This window comes from Moorena sp. SIO4E2 (assembly GCF_010671945.1).
Classification (GTDB): domain Bacteria; phylum Cyanobacteriota; class Cyanobacteriia; order Cyanobacteriales; family Coleofasciculaceae; genus Moorena; species Moorena producens.
On record NZ_JAAHIE010000131.1, the window covers coordinates 1 to 15,554 of the forward strand.

Sequence of the window (15,554 nt, forward strand, 5' to 3'; positions counted from 1 at the left end):
AATGGGCAGATAAACTGCCCCTGGGTCGCACCTCAGCTAAGAATATCTAGGAGCCGTGTGAGACGAAAGTTTCATGCACGGTTCTGAAGGAGAGGTGCTCCCCGTAATAGGGGACATCGACTCTAACGGCGAACAACCTGCTAACCTTCAACCTGCTAACCTTCAACCTTGAACCTACTAACCTTGAACCAGCTAACCTTGAACCTACTAACCTTAAACCTTCAACCTTAAACCTTCAACCTTAAACCTTCAACATTAGGCCACTGCTAGAGGATTCAACCATCGCAAAATTTCCCGTTGCAAGCGATTTAAATCGCGATAGACTTCTTGCTTGACCCACTGACCTACGGCATCCAATGGGGTAAAAACTGCTCCTGGGTTTAACGTGACATCTTGCCCTAAAGGTGTTAAATGATTTCCTGGTATCCGCTGTAGGGCAACCATATTTGGAAAACGTTTCTGCAAGGTTTGGGTCAAGCTAACACTTTGGTCAATCTCGTCATCAGTGAATTTAATCAGTAAATTACGCTGGATTTGATAGCGTTGAGTAATCAGATAGTTAGTTTCTTGGGGTGAGGGAGTAAACTCGACCTGGAAGATAGGATTTAGGTTTAACTGTTCCACAAAGGGAATGGCACGGTCAGCGGAATAGTTGTTATAGGAAATCAAGATATTACCAGCTCGCTCTACACTGAAGAGGCTGCCAATCAACAAATGCAGTTTGCACCCCATGCTGTGGCCAATACCATAGATGGGTAGATACCGTTTCCTTAAAACATTGGTTACCTGTAAGCGATTTAGAGTAGTCTCGAAGCGGTTGAGTACATCTCGTGCGATCGCAATATGGTCGAGGGTATTCACAAACGGTGTCGCAATCACTGCATACCGTTGAGCTGCTAATTTTTCCAGTAACAATCGGTAAGTTACGTGGGGTGCTGTAGCAATAAACGCCCCACCCAGGAAATGGATAATCCCGGTGGGACGATTGGGGATTAAAACCCAGTTACCAGATATCTCTTGCCAGTCCATGCCATACTCTACAGGGTTTACCTCTTTTATTGTAAAGAAGTTTGTAGAGTACCCTAGAGTACTTTATTAATGTAGTATCATATAAAATTTAGGCATTCTGAATTTACAATTGAGTGTTTTCTTGACCTGGTATCATGAATCGAAATTCATAAGTGTTGGGAGTAGATAATAATTCTGCACCCCTAGGATTAAGGTATCGCCCGTTTAATTTTAACTTCATGCGACTCTTGAAGCTACCAGCGCAGTAGCTAGGATTAGTATTAGCTCCAGGTGTGAAGGAAATCCTGTATTGAATTTCTCCTAGTGTAGGGTAGGCTTCGATATTAGGTAAATCTTGAGTAACACTAGTAATATCTTCAATTATTAACTCTTTACCGCACTCATTAATGATTTGCTTGTTAGAAGCTAAGCCTTGAATTGCCGAGGTAATCAATTCTGATCCGGTGTTGATATCACCAATAACTGGTTCTTGAGCATTTAACCCTGAAGCAAAAGCCAAAACCATAGCAGTTGCAGCAGCAATTAACGTATTTTTTACCTTCATCTTGAGTCTCGTTTAGTTGAGATGATTATGAGCACACAGTTGAGAACACATCTTGAGTGCCCATGACAATTAGCACTGCTTATGGGGCAGTATCAGGAAAACTGGTTAGCGGCACTTATCCATACAATTCCCGAAAGTGTCTAGTGAGGTAACAGTCTATAGGCAACTATAGGGAGAGGGGAGATGAAGAAGATGAGGCGTACTAATTTTATAAAAAAATGCTATTCTTGATAGATAGATTGACAACTAATATGAATCATATTGAGACTTTATTAGTTAATCACTATGATTATTTTTATGTCATTTATCATATATTATAAGTGTCGCATTACTTTGTAAAGGTTTATGCTAAACAACTCTACAGTACTTACGGAATAACTCTAGTTGTAAGGGTGCGTTAATAAGGCACCCTACTGATTAAAGACTCATAACTAACTCACTAAGGACTCAGCACTGACCTGAGTCAAGTCTCGAATCTGCTCAATCAAATTGTTCATACCATCAGTATTGAGGCGATAACTGATGGGATGGGCAATCAGTCGTGCTGTACTCTCATACAAAATGTCAATTTCAATCAAGCCATTCTCTTTCAAGGTACGACCTGTGGACACCAAGTCCACAATTGCCTCCGACATCCCAGTAATCGGACCAAGTTCAACAGAACCATAGAGTGGGATAATTTCCACTGGCAAATCCAGGTTATTGAAATATTCCCGAGCACAGTGAACAAACTTGGAGGCTACGCGACCATGAGCTGGCAAATCCAAAGGGCTTAGATAAGAGCTAGCTGCACGAACTGCCAATGACATGCGACAATAACCAAAGTGTAAGTCACCTAAAGTAGCCACTGCCGGGGTTTTTTCCCGTAGCACATCGTAACCAACTATCCCCAACTGAGCTTGACCATATTCCACGTAAACCGGTACATCTTGAGCTCGTACCAGTAGAGCTTGAGCAGTTTGACTGGGGTCTTGAATCTGGAGTTGGCGGTTGGCGGAGTCTAGGAAGGTACTAAAGTCTAAGCCAACGGATTGCAGTAGCTTGATGCTGTCTTTTAGGAGTGCGCCTTTGGGTAATGCGATGGTAATCATATAAGGAGCTTCGGGAGCTTTGGCAGGGGGTCAATTAGTTCACTGATCAGATCAACTATACCTGTAGAAGCTCAATTATAGAAGCCCGTGCTCCTCAAATTATCACCAACCCGATCATGTCCTTAGGTGCGCTCTTAGCACTAAGAATTAAATTCGCTTGATTGTCGCACCTGTTGAATACTTATGATTCCGGGGGGTAAGTCATTAGTTATTTGTTAAACGTTTAAATCAGGAATCAGCTCTAGCACAGTTTTTTTAATGAAATCCCGCTGATAAAAGTCAGGATCAACAATCCTTCGATTCCAGACCACAATGTCTAAATCTATACAGCGCGGTCCATTTTTATTGGGTAGGTGCGCTTTCCGTTGGCGAATTAAATTCGCCACGGGTCGCACCTCTTGCTTAACCCGCCCTTGGTCAATTTCGACTTGTTTAAGTTTTTGACGAAAGGTCTCAAAACCGTCTTCTGTATGAATTAAAAAGGCACCATTTAGAAAATCCGGTTGATCAGTAAAGCCTATGGGTTTTGTTAGGTAAAATCGAGATTCATTAACAAAATTATCAATTTTTGATAATTTATCTTTTGCTAGCTTTACATTTTTATTAGGTTCAATGTTAGAGCCAACACTTACTACCACTTCATTCACTACCACTTCATTCACTACCACTTCATTCATCGTTTAGCACTCAATTCTATAGACACAGAATCGGAAAATCGCAAAGCAAAAGGTTTATCAACTTTAACCTTAGCCCATATTATCCGGTGATTTTCCATTACAATATCTAAAATCATCTGGGTTAGCTTTTCTAGTAAATTAAACTCACTTTCTTCCACTGCTTTAATTACACGCTTAGTTAGGGTTTTATAATTTAGGGTATCTTCAACGCGATCGCTTTTTGTAGAATTTCCTGGGGTAAAGCCAGCCTTAATATTAATCACAACATCTTGTTTAGTTTTTCTTTCCCAGTCATTAAAGCCAATTATCGTTCTGAGTCTTAAATTTTTTATCTCCAGCAGCGCTTCAACATAACTGTGTTGTTTTTTGCTCCCGAAATCATTAACTTTTATTGATGTAATATCAGTAAGTTGTGTCATATCTTTGATGTATCTAGTCTTGATTAAGTTTATTGTCAGCTATCAGCCGTAAGCTATCAGCCATCAGCTGATGCGCTACGCCCACGCTACTTGAGGTGCCTTCAGCTAGCAGAATCAGATATCAGTTATCAGATATCAGTTATAATTGAAAAGCTTAGGGCTTACAGTTGATTACAAATGTTGACCACCATCTACAAATAATAACTGTCCGGTAACAAATTGATTAGAGAGCAAATAGCGAACAGCCTGACAAATCTGCGACTCATTGCCCTGGCTATGCATGGGTACTCTTTGTCTAAGTTTTTCGATATACTGTTCACTTGCCCCGGCTGGAAGTAAAATCCACCCAGGGCAAATTCCATTCACTCGAATATTTGGAGCTAATTCCCAAGCTGCCATTTCGGTTAAGTTAGCCAAGGCTTTCTTAGCTAATGTATAAGCAGAATAGGAAAAATCATTCTTGTTGATTCTGGTATCAATAATATTGATAATGTTCCCTTTTTGATAAAGACGAGCAAAATCACGGGTAAAGAAATACGGAGCCTTAAAGTTTACAGCAAAGTGACTGTCAAACAAGTCAAGTTCCGTTTCTTTTAGGGTTGCTGGTTCAAAAATAGAAGCATTATTCACCAACACATCAAGCTCAGGAACATCTGCTTTCACCTTTGGCAAAAGATTGAGCATATCTTGGTCACAGGTTAGATCAGCTTGGTAAAACCGACAATTTCGGTCTAGGGACTGGATCTGTTCCCCTAGGATTTCCGCGTCTTGGCGAGAACTGTTGTAATGAATCGCTAGATCATAGCCCTGTTTCGCTAAGTCTAATGCGATCGCTTTACCAATCCTTTTGCTGCCACCTGTAACCAATGCCCAAGCCATACTGGTTTGTCTTTCTAGCCTTTAAATGATAATTACCTTGTGATTAACTGTATCTTAACTAAGACAGTATATCAAGTAGCTGATCCCATTTATCAATAAATTGGGTGTTTACAAGTTCGTTAATAACCCACGCTACAGATAGAGTACCTGCGTAAGTCGTATAATTTTTACTTAGGTGCGCTTGACCTTGGCGAATTAAATTAGCTCAAGGCGCGCGCCTTCGGGTCGCACCTATTGATAGTGAACCGTCAACCGTCAACTATCAACAAAATCGATTAATTGCTGATCGCTAAAAAATGCGTATCCTATTAGTAGATGATGAAATTGAGCTGACTGACCCCCTGTCTCGGGTATTAACTCGTGAAGGTTACACTGTAGATGTGGCTTATAATGGGGCGTCAGGAAATGAGTTAGCTGCCCTTGGCGCTTATGACTTGTTAATCTTAGACTGGATGCTACCGCACATTTCTGGGTTGGAAATTTGCCAACAAATGCGATCGCATGACGCCACTACCCCAGTTCTTTTTCTAACCGCCAAGGACACTGTAGATGACCGAGTCATGGGATTAGATGCTGGTGCTGACGACTATCTAGTTAAACCATTTGAACTGCGGGAGTTACTCGCTAGAGTCCGGGCTCTGCTTCGGCGTTCTGCTGCGACTGATGCCCATCCCAGCCAGCGGTTACGGGTTGGACAATTAGAATTAGACTTAAACAATCAAATTGCTTATCGCCACGGACACCCAATTGAGCTATCGGAAAAAGAAAGTCAACTGCTAGGGTACTTCATGAGCCATGTTGGTCTATTATTATCTCACAAGCAAATTTATCAACATTTGTGGCCATCCGAGGAAATCCCAAAAAGTAACAATTTAGCTGCTCTAGTTCGTTTGTTGCGTCGCAAAATCGAAATTAAGGGTTCCGCCCCCCTGATCCATACAGTTTATGGTAAGGGTTATCGGTTTGGTTGATTGTTATTTGTTAATAAACAACTTATTTAACTTGTTAACAAGTTATACTACAGGGGCTAAAGGACATGCGATGCAGCCGACATGGTCCGTATTTTTGTAGTGCTAACCGATGCTTTTTGGTACCATAGCCCATGTTTGCTGTCAAATCATACTCTGAATACTTGGCAGCTAGACGAATGATTAAATCATCACGCCACACCTTGGCTACAATACTGGCCGCTGCAATATGAAGCGATCGCTGATCCCCCTTTACTAGATTTCGTTGTGCTATCGGTAAATCTGGCAACACCTGTAACCCATCAATCAGACAAATATCGGGCTTAACTTTTAATTTAAGCACAGCCCGTTTCATAGCTAACAATGACGCCTGTAAGATATTGAGCTGGTCAATTTCTGCACTAGTGGCATAACCAATAGTCCAATCCAGTGCCAATCCCTGAATTTCTTCAGACAGCCTTTGGCGTCGTTTCCGGGACAACTTTTTACTATCTTTAACGCCAGCTAGAGCCAGTTGTGGCAGGACAGATACAGGTAAAATCACTGCTGCTGCCACCACTGGACCAAATAAGGCACCTCGCCCTACTTCATCTACTCCAGCCACTAAGGAGGGAGTACCGGATAAATCCGGTAACTCACACACTTCAGTGGCTTTGTCCGTGTTCATTTATCCAATGCTGAAGAACGGCGACGGCGGCGGCGCACTATGGGGGGACTGTTAATAGTGCCATTGGTAGTACTCAGTTGATCAGATTCAGTTTCTGGAATTGGTGTGGCAGCAGTAGATTGCACCAATTCTGATTCATCTAACTCTAGCTGATCGTCGATGGAGGATTGACTATTAGTTGAATCGGTAGTTGAATCGGTAGTTAAATCAGTAGTTGAATCGGTAGTTGAATCGGTAGTTGTATTGGATAATTCTTCTTCATTATCCTCGATTTTTTCTCCCGGCAGTAACACTGAGATAATTGCTGACCTAGGATCTTTCACCTCTCGGTCTAAATGTAGTATAGGGGAAATGCCCATCAACCCATAAACATCTTGTTCTTCTGGGCTCATTTCAACCCTGACCAATTCTGGTGGTTCCTTCTCTTGAGCAAACTTGACTAGCTGGGGTTTTTCTACTCCTGAGGTGGATACCTCGGCTTCTGTGATGGCATCAAAGTTGGATGAGACAGAGATCACCCTATTTACTCCCCTAGTAATTGGTTCTTCCCTAATCACGGGGTCATCAATACGACGGCGGCGGCGGCGGCGATTATTTACCGCTCCCCGTTCCTGATAACTGGGGTGATTGAGCAAGTCCAACTCCTGATCATTCTCAGGAGATAACTCTACGGGTTCGGGGAACTCTGGAATGCTTCGCTCCGTCGGTAACGGGATCGGTGCTAAGGTCTCTAGTGCTTCTGCTTCCACTTCACCGGGAAGATGTACCAGATGACCTAACCCGCCACAGGTAGCGCAGGCTTTACCAAACAACTCGTAAATATTTTGCCCTTGGCGCTTGCGAGTCAGTTCCACTAAGCCAAGTTCCGAAAGCTGGGCAATCTGTGGTCGGGCTTTGTCCTCTTTTAGGGCTTGATTGAAGTGTTCGAGAACCTGCAACTGATCCCGCCTAGTGTCCATATCAATAAAGTCAACAACGATCACCCCAGCTAGGTTACGTAGGCGCAGCTGGCGGGCAATTTCTGTTGCTGCCTCACAGTTAGTCCACAGAACCGTTTCCCGTGCTGTAGCTGAGCGGGTAAAGGAACCAGAGTTCACATCAATTACAGTTAGGGCTTCGGTAGGTTCAATGATAATGTAGCCACCAGATGGTAAATCTACTCTTGGCTTGAGGGCTTCTCGAATTGCAGCATTGACCCGGAAGTATGCCAAAATTGGCATGCGATCGCGATGATGGTCAATCAAGACCCCTTCTGGTGCTTGACCTCCGCTCCAGCTCAACAAGTGTTGTTTAACCCGTTTGACTGCAGTACTAGAATCGACCACAATCCGATTAACATCAGCAGTGTACATATCCCGGAGGACACGCTGAATAAAATCATCATCCCGATTAAGTAGGGCTGGTGCTCTGGTAGAGGTTGCTTCGAGCTGGACAGCTTCCCATTGTTTTTGCAGGTTTTCCAAATCTTCCATAATGGCTTCTTCGGCTCTGCCTTCAGCTTCGGTGCGCACCAGCACTCCCATGCCCGATGGTTTGATTAGAATTGCTAGAGCTCTGAGGCGATTGCGTTCACTTTCGCTCTTAATCCGCCGAGACAAGTTCACTCCTCGGCCATAAGGCATCAGCACCAAATAGCGACCGGGTAAGCTAATATTACCTGTGAGCCTTGGCCCTTTGTTACCAGTGGGTTCTTTCATCACTTGTACCAACACCTTCTGCTGGGGAGTCAGCAGTTCGGTGATCGCACCAGACCGGCGTTTCAAGCGCAATGGTCCTAAGTCTGTCACATGAATAAAACCATTGCGATCGGGATCACCAATGTTGACAAATGCTGCATCAATACCCGGTAAGACATTTTCTACAACGCCGAGATAAATATCACCGACCTGGTGATTACCGGTGGCAACTACTAGTTCTTGAATTTGATCTTCCCAAAATACAGCAGCAAGTTGATGTTGCTCTGCAATAATAATTTGCTTTGGCATGCAATTTCCTCAAAACTTGGTAGTACGCTTAGTCCTACAGTTAACGATAGGAGTCGTACTCTATTTCTAGGTCTGAAATGTTCGGTGATTTACTGCCATTAAACTGATCGGCCACAGGGACTAATAAATATACTATGAATAATTAGAGTATTTTGTTGCTCATTGTTTGAGGGACAACTTTAGTCAATGGCTGTAGTCAATGGCTGTAGTTAATGGCTGTAGTTAATGGCTGTAGTCAATGGCCCTGAAACTGTCTCGAAGCCCCTTCTGTTTAGAGGGGGGTGCTGACAGGGGGTTTTGTGGTTTGGTGAATGGGATTGTAGCGGCTCTGTTGATTGTACCACTTGGAGGCGCGACATTGGTTCTATACTTTAAGACTCGCTTTCCACTAGGATCTTCTGTCCCAAAGTCGAAAATTTTTGAGGTGCGACCCGAAGGCGCGACCCAAGGCCGCGAGCAATCCCTCGCGGCCTTGGAGGCGCGGACAAACAGCGAATTTAATTCGCCAAGGTCAAGGGCACCTAATTAACTTGAGTTTTTCCACAACTGCTTCATACAGATAAATTTAACCCGGTAATTCTCGGCAGATGCCGGAAGCCGTGTATAGCACGTCAATTGTTAATTGACGAGGAGGTATCTCTTTTGGCTTTCAGGAAAAAATCCCAAAAGCGCTTTTGCTTACAGCCAATGCATTTACTACAGAATAACTTAACTATTGTTTGATACTTCAATGGCTCTCAGCTCGATTATTGCTTCTGGAGTCTTTATCAGCAGACTCCCAAATCTCAAGCTTCTGTGGCTGTTACGGCAATTATACCAGGTAAATCCGACGACTTTCCGGAAACTTCCGGAGAATCATTGATTAGGACTTACAAGTCAGTTGACCCCTTATCGGCATTGTTCGGGATTTACCACAAACTACCGAATTGGCACCAATCTATCCAAAAGTTCTGATTTTTTATTAGCTTGAGTATTTCCTGACTAGAGGTCAAGATATTCTTCAGGGTTTCTGTCTATATCTCCTGAATCTCCCTGTTTCAGCAGCTTTACTGCTTAGATTTAGGGTTTACAGGCACACATGTTTGCCTTGTTGGGGATTTGACACTCCCCGATCTTTAGACGCGGGGATTCGTTAAGAATCCATAAACGAATCTTACAGGCGTAGTCAAAGCGCCCCTACTGAGTTCTGTCAGTCAGTTCAATCCCAACAGTTCCCGCTACTTTTCTTGCAAAAATTATGCTTTCCAGGTACTACCACTTAGCCAGTTCGGTACGCTCTGCGATCTGCAATTATTTACCCGTTCACAAGAGGATTAGCGCAATGTAATCGTTGAGGGTCGGTATCTCTCCGGTACTAGAGTCGCTTCATCACATAGGCGTCTGCCTGTACTCACATCATCATTATACATTTTTTTTGACGGCAGTTAAAACTGCCGTGTCGCGTTTCCTCCCCGCTTTAAAAAGACGGGGCTACCACGCTCCCGCGTATTTCCGTGTTATGTCCTGATCCCCTGTTGATTCGCCTACTCAAGGGTTTCCCGCTTGTCTTTCTGACTGGGGTTTCGACGATTCCCGCCCTACCATTGAGAGATTGACGACGAATTGGTTTGTCCTGTCGTGGTTAACACTAGAACCAAAGTTAATAGGCTTCGACCCTGCCGGACTGCTAACGGTGAATTTTCACACAGCCTTAGCTAGCTTCAATCATCATAGCAGATCAATTCTTTTGATAACTCAAGGGAAACTCACATTGAACGCACCGGAACTAATTCAAAGATTGATAGTTGGGGATTCTTTCGCTAATAGAAAATATCTATTAAAGTTCTTGCAGGAATTGGTTGTGCCTAAGGAGCGAAATCTCCTTTCTCTTGGTGCCCGTTCCCGTGGGCGTTGGAACCTCACCGGGATAGCACCACTGCCGTACCGATCTGATCGTAGCCTAGAAGCTTAGGCTTCAGGTGCGACTCGTGGCGAATTTAATTCGCCAAGTAAGAGCGCACCTATGCAATTTCAAAGCTGGTTTCGGTTACCCCACCCAAATTATAAAATATGGCTAGGGACTGCGCTCAACAATTTTGTTCAATTAATTTTGACTGTTTGAGATTGCCGCAGAGACTGAATAGTTGTGATCGTATGCTCAGCCACCTGCTCAATTTCCGCCATGGTATTAAAGCGTCCCATTCCAAACCGGATGGAGGCATAAGCCAGATTTTCCGGATGTCCTAGGGCTAATAGTACGTGGGAAGGAGCTACAGTTGCCGAGGAACAAGCTGAGCCAGAAGAAACGGCTGCCACAGGCTGTAATCCTAGCATCAGGGCTGCGCCATCTACTCCCTCCACACTAATGTTAAGGTTTCCGGACAATCGCTGGGTAGGATGACCATTGATCTGGATACCTTCTAGTCTAGAGAGAGATTTCCACAGACTCTCCCGCAGTTCCATCAACCGTTGAGATTCTGAGGGTTGTTCTTCTAACCCCAGTTCTATAGCCTTAGCGAACCCCACAATCTGAGGGGTATAAAGTGTACCAGAACGCATCCCTCGTTCATGCCCACCGCCATGGAGCTGGGGTGCAAGCCTTACTCTGGGGTTACGACGCCGGAAATAGAGAGCCCCAATGCCCTTTGGTCCATAAATTTTATGGGCTGTCAAGGACATTAAATCAATCTTCATCGACTGCACATCCAAGGGGATTTTGCCAATAGCCTGGGCAGCATCTGTATGGAAAAGTACATTATGCTGGCGACAAAGATCCCCAATTTCGGCCAATGGCTGCAACACTCCAATTTCATTATTGGCTGCCATCACTGACACTAAAATGGTATCAGGACGGAAAGCCTGCTCCAGCTGGCTTAAATCCACTAGTCCATCAGCTTTTACTGGTAGAAATGTCACCTCAAACCCTAGGGTTTCTAAATAATGACAGGGGTCAAGAACAGCATTGTGTTCAGTTTGTACGGTAATCAGGTGACGTCCTTTACTTAAATATGCCTCAGCCACCCCTTTAATGGCTAGATTGTTAGCCTCTGTGGCACCACTGGTAAAAATGATCTCGACCGGTGTGGCATGAATAGCATCTGCCAGAATCTGACGCCCTTGTTTCACCGCCGCTTCAGCTTCCCAGCCATAGGTATGGCTGATACTGGATGGATTGCCAAAATGTTCAGTGAAGTAGGGTAACATTGCCTCAAGCACCCGTTGATCCATAGGTGTTGTGGCATGGCAGTCTAGGTAAATTGGGCGATGCATGGTTTTTCGTTGATTAAAAATTGCAGCTGGATATTCCGCCTACACTCGTAGAGTTAGGAGGGGAGGAATGCTGCATTAAACTAATGGTTTCCCTGATTTCCATAGGACTGCTAAGGGATACATTATTATCAACTTCCTCCCCATCACCTGATCACCCCATGATCACGTGCGACCCGTGGCGAATTAAATTAGCAAACGGAAAGCGCACCTAAGAGGTTTGACAACTCAAATCAGATTCCTAGATCTCGAGTCAACAGTTTTTGAGACTGTTTTCTTGGATGACCAATGGCTACAGGTGAAAATCCCATAAATCACATTATCCAATGGCTGCTTGTGGATGGTTCCTTGTCCATTTTCCATTTTTTGGCAGCTTTCGCTGCTCATTCTCCTCACAACGCACTCCACCCTTTAAGAATTTAGTGCAGTTCATCAAAACGGCAATTTTGACTGAATACGCTTTAACTCGAGACATGTTGAACAGATTGATTTAATTTTCCCTGGTGTCAAGGCAGAATTAACTACACGAGTTTTGAGACCACATTTAGGACAGATGGGTTGGTGATTAATGATCACCCACATGCCCCACTTGAACTGAATTACCTTTTCAAGCTCAAGCTGTTTCAGTCCTTGGGCAAGTCGCTGTTCTGAATACCGGCACTTCCTGTTCAATTCATCTTGAGTCAGTTTCCCATAGTCAGATGTACAGAGCAGATGAATGATTTTACCACAGGTTTCTTCTAAGTTACTTACTTGTTCTTGGGGAGCTACAGGCTTCTCCGGTTTGGTGTAGCGGGGAGGGCACAGTGGGTAGCTCGAGAAATTCACTCGATTGTGTGTAGTGACTTTCTGTGTAGTGACTTTCTGTGTAGTGACTTTCTGCTTCCAACGGACTAACGTTGAAGAACCAGCGTGGCCACTTGTCATGGGAATGTAGCACTTATCTGACTTAATTTTGAGTTGCTGATTTTCCTGATTAAGGGTATTGCTTTGCTTCGCGGTTACCCTTTTATCCCAGTTCTGATGCTTTAACATATGGTGTCGATGTTCAACCCTTTTCACAACCATCCTAATTTTGTTAAAAATATTGTACAACCGTGATTATACGTAAGATACTCTTTTGCCCACCAGGGAGTTGCCACTGAGTTTTCACGGAGAAGATTAGCGATGGTCCATTCATGTTTTGGCAGGATGGTGGTATGGCGCTACGCTTAGCGTCAGAAGTCAGAAGTCAGAAGTCAGAAGTAAGCTAGACTCACGTTTCGGAGTTTAGGAGCGATGCAGAGGTGCGACCCGTGGCGAATTTAATAATTAGATGCGGAAAACGCACCATTACGGTCTTGGGGAGGCAGCGCGGTCTTGGGGGTTTCCCCCACTCGCTATTGCCGTGGTTTCCCCCACTCGCTATTGCATCAAGAAAATGTCCTAATTTGAATGCGTAGTGCTATATGGACGCGCTTCGCTTCTGGCTATGCGATCGCATAGCCAGTTGGGGTCAATTTCGATCAGGGTGCTCCCTACCAAAGCCGATAATGGTCACGCCCGAGCCCACACTTACCGGATCGGGAAGTGTTAGATTATTTCATCAGAACAGAGTGGTAAAAAAATTGGACACAAGTAAAGACAGTTCCTTAAAACACAGCAAAATTCACCAAAGGCTAAGTCAATTGATTAAGGTACTGGCTCAAAAATTTGGTAGTGTCCGGGAACTTGCTAGGCAAGTCAATGTCACTAACAACACCTTGACAAATTGGATGAATTTTGATAATACTCCCAGCTTAGAGAAGCTAGAGAGGCTGGCTAAAGGTATTGGTTGGACAACGGAAGAGTTGATCAGCTTCTTGGTAAGTGAGGAAAACCCGATCGAAGCTATTGAACGGAACAAGAAATCGAGTCCCTCTACTTTGACACCACCTATTTCCATGGAGCAAATTTTGGCAGAGCTTCAGTGGCGACCAGTAGAGCAATTAGTTGAGATTAATTTAGCGATCGCTAAACGGTTGCAAAGGGAATTCAGTGGCTCGACGGATACCACCGGCCTAGAGGAGGTGTTAAATCAGTCTCCTAAATTTGAGGAACTCAAGGGAGTTAAATTTATTTCGCTGAGCTTAAAGGCGAGGCGACGATTAAAGAATTGGGTAACAATCTGCCAAAGTTATGTAGGCTTGAGTCCAGAGGAATTCATCCAAGTTGCTGTCGAGAAGCACAAAATTGACCCAGGGACGTTTGGGCTATTTTATAAGAGCATCATGGAACTCTCTAGTACTCCGTTTCCCCAGAGTTACTATGAGTGGCTTTTCCCGTTAATTTGTCCAGTGAGTGGTTGGATTGGGTCAGCACAAGAAACTCCTATTCTAGATTTTTCGAGAACTTACACAGAAACTTATACAGAACCTTGGAGTCATTTTATTGAGAATTTAGAAGACAGTAGTAATGGAGTGACTACCAAGTCTAGTTCAGTCCTGTGTTAAGCAGGTTTTGTTAACGGTTGACGATTGACGGTTGACGGTTGACTGTCAAGGCTGAAGATAAGCAAACTGTCTACAAATAAACCATTGCGTTAATGCTGCACTTTAAATCAAAAGTTTAGATTGAAATAGCAATCCGTGTAGGAATTGTGATAATTTTTGTTCCGGTGATCCGCTGTTCCCTTTGCTAAAGTTTAGATCAAATCACAGACTACCCGAAAACCAAAGGAGATATATTTGACACTCCCCGTCCTTAAAGGACGGGGAGTGTCAACAGTTGGGATAGCCATTCCAAGGCTAAGGTTTCGTCAATAGGGTGCTTGTTGTGTTGGTGCTGATACTCCTCTAAATCTAGTCCTTCAATGTATTCGAGCACCATGCAGTTTAAGCTGATCTCGTGGTTTCTGGGGGAGAAGATAAAGGTTCCTTCTGATTTGGTAATTCCTGGATGATTCAGCTGACTCAACACCCATGCTTCTTGCTCAAACAGCTCAATTGCCCGAGATTGATAGTCAGTCAAGACTTTGAGAACTTTGAGAGTGTTGTGATTACTTTTTTGATCACTGTTGTGATCAAGTACCTCATAGGTTTTACCGAAAGCACCTTTGTCACTGAGTAACCCAATCACGCGATAGCGTTCTGCCAAGAGTAAGTCCGAGCCACAGGCTTGGCAAAATAGGGTATCTTCTGTATTGTAAGGTTTAGAACAATCGGGATTAATGCACCAAGTCATGGTTCCCTACCTACGAGCTACTGATATGAGCTACTGATATGAGCTACTGATATGAGCTACTGATATGAGCTACTGATATGAGCTACTTAAGCGATCGCAAAACCTCAAAAATCTTCGAGGGACACAAGCGCGATGGCACTTTACTTTAGTTTTGGGTTGCCAGTCCTGCTTCATACCAAAACAACAGAGGTTTTGAACAGATGTTTTGATTGGTTTTTCCACCACCAAACTAATCGACAGGTTGTTAATAATAGCCTAAGGATTTAGTAGTCTATTGATAGGCTTAAAGCCAAGGTAGTTTAAACCCATTGGCTGTAGTATAACCACAGAATCCACGGGGTTTTAACCCGTGGGGATGTCAATCTAATTATTAGCTTAGTCTATTAGGTATTGTTTGTCATGCCAATTTGGCATTTGTTGCTGATCACTTGAAAAGGATGACAGTTCTTTACCTTACCAAAAATCCCTATATAATTTCTTGCCTCTTGCCTCTTGCATTTTGCCAATACCCAAGCGCGACTATGTTCACAACTCAACTAAAAATGCTATATAACGGTATCACTACTATAACCAAATACAGCTAATTTTAACTCCGTTTAATTACTGATAAAAATCTAATTATTATGAAATAATAAAGATATCGCTATTAACGATTTTTAGGATAGATTATCAATCTTAAATTATTAATATTAAACCTTAGACGGATGTAAAATAGCCAAGGTAAGCTGTTCGGCATTTAAATTGGTATAATAAAAATTAATAAATAACCCAATAATAGGAAATATGCCAGCAAAAAATTATCTGACACAAGAGCAAAAAACAATACTTCAAAAAGCCTTAAAAATAGA

14 protein-coding genes are annotated in these 15,554 nt (G+C 43.4%); 3 read left to right on the plus strand and 11 right to left on the minus strand.

Annotated features, from left to right (window positions below; genetic code table 11):
- Positions 1–255: 255 nt before the first annotated feature.
- The 6 genes from F6K37_RS15750 to F6K37_RS15775 all read right to left on the minus strand — a co-directional run bounded on the left by F6K37_RS15750 (position 256) and on the right by F6K37_RS15775 (position 4,639).
- Positions 256–1,029, minus strand: coding sequence for a DUF1350 family protein (locus F6K37_RS15750; RefSeq protein WP_008189302.1), 774 nt, complete (start codon positions 1,027–1,029; stop codon positions 256–258).
- A gap of 103 nt (positions 1,030–1,132) precedes the next feature.
- Complete coding sequence (locus tag F6K37_RS15755; RefSeq protein WP_008189304.1) at positions 1,133–1,573, minus strand: hypothetical protein; 441 nt, start codon at positions 1,571–1,573, stop codon at positions 1,133–1,135.
- A gap of 431 nt (positions 1,574–2,004) precedes the next feature.
- Positions 2,005–2,664, minus strand: coding sequence for an ATP phosphoribosyltransferase (gene hisG, locus F6K37_RS15760; RefSeq protein ID WP_008189306.1), 660 nt, complete (start codon positions 2,662–2,664; stop codon positions 2,005–2,007).
- A gap of 215 nt (positions 2,665–2,879) precedes the next feature.
- Positions 2,880–3,341 (minus strand): 2-amino-4-hydroxy-6-hydroxymethyldihydropteridine diphosphokinase, encoded by a 462-nt coding sequence (gene folK, locus F6K37_RS15765; RefSeq protein WP_008189308.1) that lies wholly within the window; start codon positions 3,339–3,341, stop codon positions 2,880–2,882.
- Positions 3,338–3,760 carry a FolB domain-containing protein gene (locus tag F6K37_RS15770; RefSeq protein WP_008189310.1) on the minus strand — a complete coding sequence of 141 codons (423 nt, stop codon included), beginning with the start codon at positions 3,758–3,760 and terminating at the stop codon, positions 3,338–3,340. The genes folK and F6K37_RS15770 overlap by 4 nt, the downstream gene beginning before the upstream one ends.
- A gap of 171 nt (positions 3,761–3,931) precedes the next feature.
- Positions 3,932–4,639 (minus strand): SDR family oxidoreductase, encoded by a 708-nt coding sequence (locus F6K37_RS15775; RefSeq protein WP_287251104.1) that lies wholly within the window; start codon positions 4,637–4,639, stop codon positions 3,932–3,934.
- Between the two features lie 296 nt (positions 4,640–4,935).
- On the opposite strand from F6K37_RS15775, the gene rppA reads away from it, so the two are divergent.
- A complete protein-coding gene (gene rppA / locus F6K37_RS15780) occupies positions 4,936–5,610 on the plus strand; it encodes a two-component system response regulator RppA (protein WP_287251105.1) in 675 nt (224 codons plus the stop codon).
- Between the two features lie 34 nt (positions 5,611–5,644).
- On the opposite strand, the gene F6K37_RS15785 is transcribed toward rppA, so the two are convergent.
- The 4 genes from F6K37_RS15785 to F6K37_RS15800 form a co-directional block, all read right to left on the minus strand.
- A complete protein-coding gene (locus tag F6K37_RS15785; protein WP_008189316.1) occupies positions 5,645–6,274 on the minus strand; it encodes a ribonuclease HII in 630 nt (209 codons plus the stop codon).
- On the minus strand, positions 6,271–8,259 hold the full coding sequence (gene rne / locus F6K37_RS15790; protein ID WP_287251107.1) for a ribonuclease E: 1,989 nt from the start codon (positions 8,257–8,259) through the stop codon (positions 6,271–6,273). Before rne ends, F6K37_RS15785 begins: the two co-directional genes overlap by 4 nt.
- Before the next feature lie 2,079 nt (positions 8,260–10,338).
- Positions 10,339–11,508, minus strand: coding sequence for a cysteine desulfurase family protein (locus F6K37_RS15795; protein ID WP_044495099.1), 1,170 nt, complete (start codon positions 11,506–11,508; stop codon positions 10,339–10,341).
- Positions 11,509–11,937: 429 nt separating this feature from the next.
- Entirely contained in the window at positions 11,938–12,567 is a 630-nt protein-coding gene (locus F6K37_RS15800) for a hypothetical protein (protein ID WP_143764240.1), read from the minus strand.
- Positions 12,568–12,800: 233 nt separating this feature from the next.
- Here F6K37_RS15800 and F6K37_RS15805 point away from each other — a divergent pair, with 233 nt between their 5' ends.
- Entirely contained in the window at positions 12,801–12,947 is a 147-nt protein-coding gene (locus F6K37_RS15805) for a hypothetical protein (protein ID WP_154659943.1), read from the plus strand.
- Positions 12,948–13,112: 165 nt separating this feature from the next.
- Positions 13,113–13,976, plus strand: coding sequence for a helix-turn-helix domain-containing protein (locus F6K37_RS15810; protein WP_287251109.1), 864 nt, complete (start codon positions 13,113–13,115; stop codon positions 13,974–13,976).
- A 250-nt stretch (positions 13,977–14,226) separates the two neighbouring features.
- Here the strand turns inward: F6K37_RS15810 and F6K37_RS15815 are convergent, their stop codons facing one another.
- Positions 14,227–14,706: a 4-Cys prefix domain-containing protein gene (locus tag F6K37_RS15815; protein ID WP_008189333.1), complete on the minus strand. Its 480-nt coding sequence runs from the start codon at positions 14,704–14,706 to the stop codon at positions 14,227–14,229.
- Between the last annotated feature and the right edge of the window lie 848 nt (positions 14,707–15,554).

Excerpts from the sequence above, each read along its gene's own strand:
- F6K37_RS15750 (WP_008189302.1), bottom strand. The coding sequence starts at position 1,029 with ATGGACTGGCAAGAGATATCTGGTAACTGGGTTTTAATCCCCAATCGT.
- F6K37_RS15755 (WP_008189304.1), bottom strand. The coding sequence starts at position 1,573 with ATGAAGGTAAAAAATACGTTAATTGCTGCTGCAACTGCTATGGTTTTG.
- hisG (WP_008189306.1), bottom strand. The coding sequence starts at position 2,664 with ATGATTACCATCGCATTACCCAAAGGCGCACTCCTAAAAGACAGCATC.
- folK (WP_008189308.1), bottom strand. The coding sequence starts at position 3,341 with ATGAATGAAGTGGTAGTGAATGAAGTGGTAGTGAATGAAGTGGTAGTA.
- F6K37_RS15770 (WP_008189310.1), bottom strand. The coding sequence starts at position 3,760 with ATGACACAACTTACTGATATTACATCAATAAAAGTTAATGATTTCGGG.
- F6K37_RS15775 (WP_287251104.1), bottom strand. The coding sequence starts at position 4,639 with ATGGCTTGGGCATTGGTTACAGGTGGCAGCAAAAGGATTGGTAAAGCG.
- rppA (WP_287251105.1), top strand. The coding sequence starts at position 4,936 with ATGCGTATCCTATTAGTAGATGATGAAATTGAGCTGACTGACCCCCTG.
- F6K37_RS15785 (WP_008189316.1), bottom strand. The coding sequence starts at position 6,274 with ATGAACACGGACAAAGCCACTGAAGTGTGTGAGTTACCGGATTTATCC.
- rne (WP_287251107.1), bottom strand. The coding sequence starts at position 8,259 with ATGCCAAAGCAAATTATTATTGCAGAGCAACATCAACTTGCTGCTGTA.
- F6K37_RS15795 (WP_044495099.1), bottom strand. The coding sequence starts at position 11,508 with ATGCATCGCCCAATTTACCTAGACTGCCATGCCACAACACCTATGGAT.
- F6K37_RS15815 (WP_008189333.1), bottom strand. The coding sequence starts at position 14,706 with ATGACTTGGTGCATTAATCCCGATTGTTCTAAACCTTACAATACAGAA.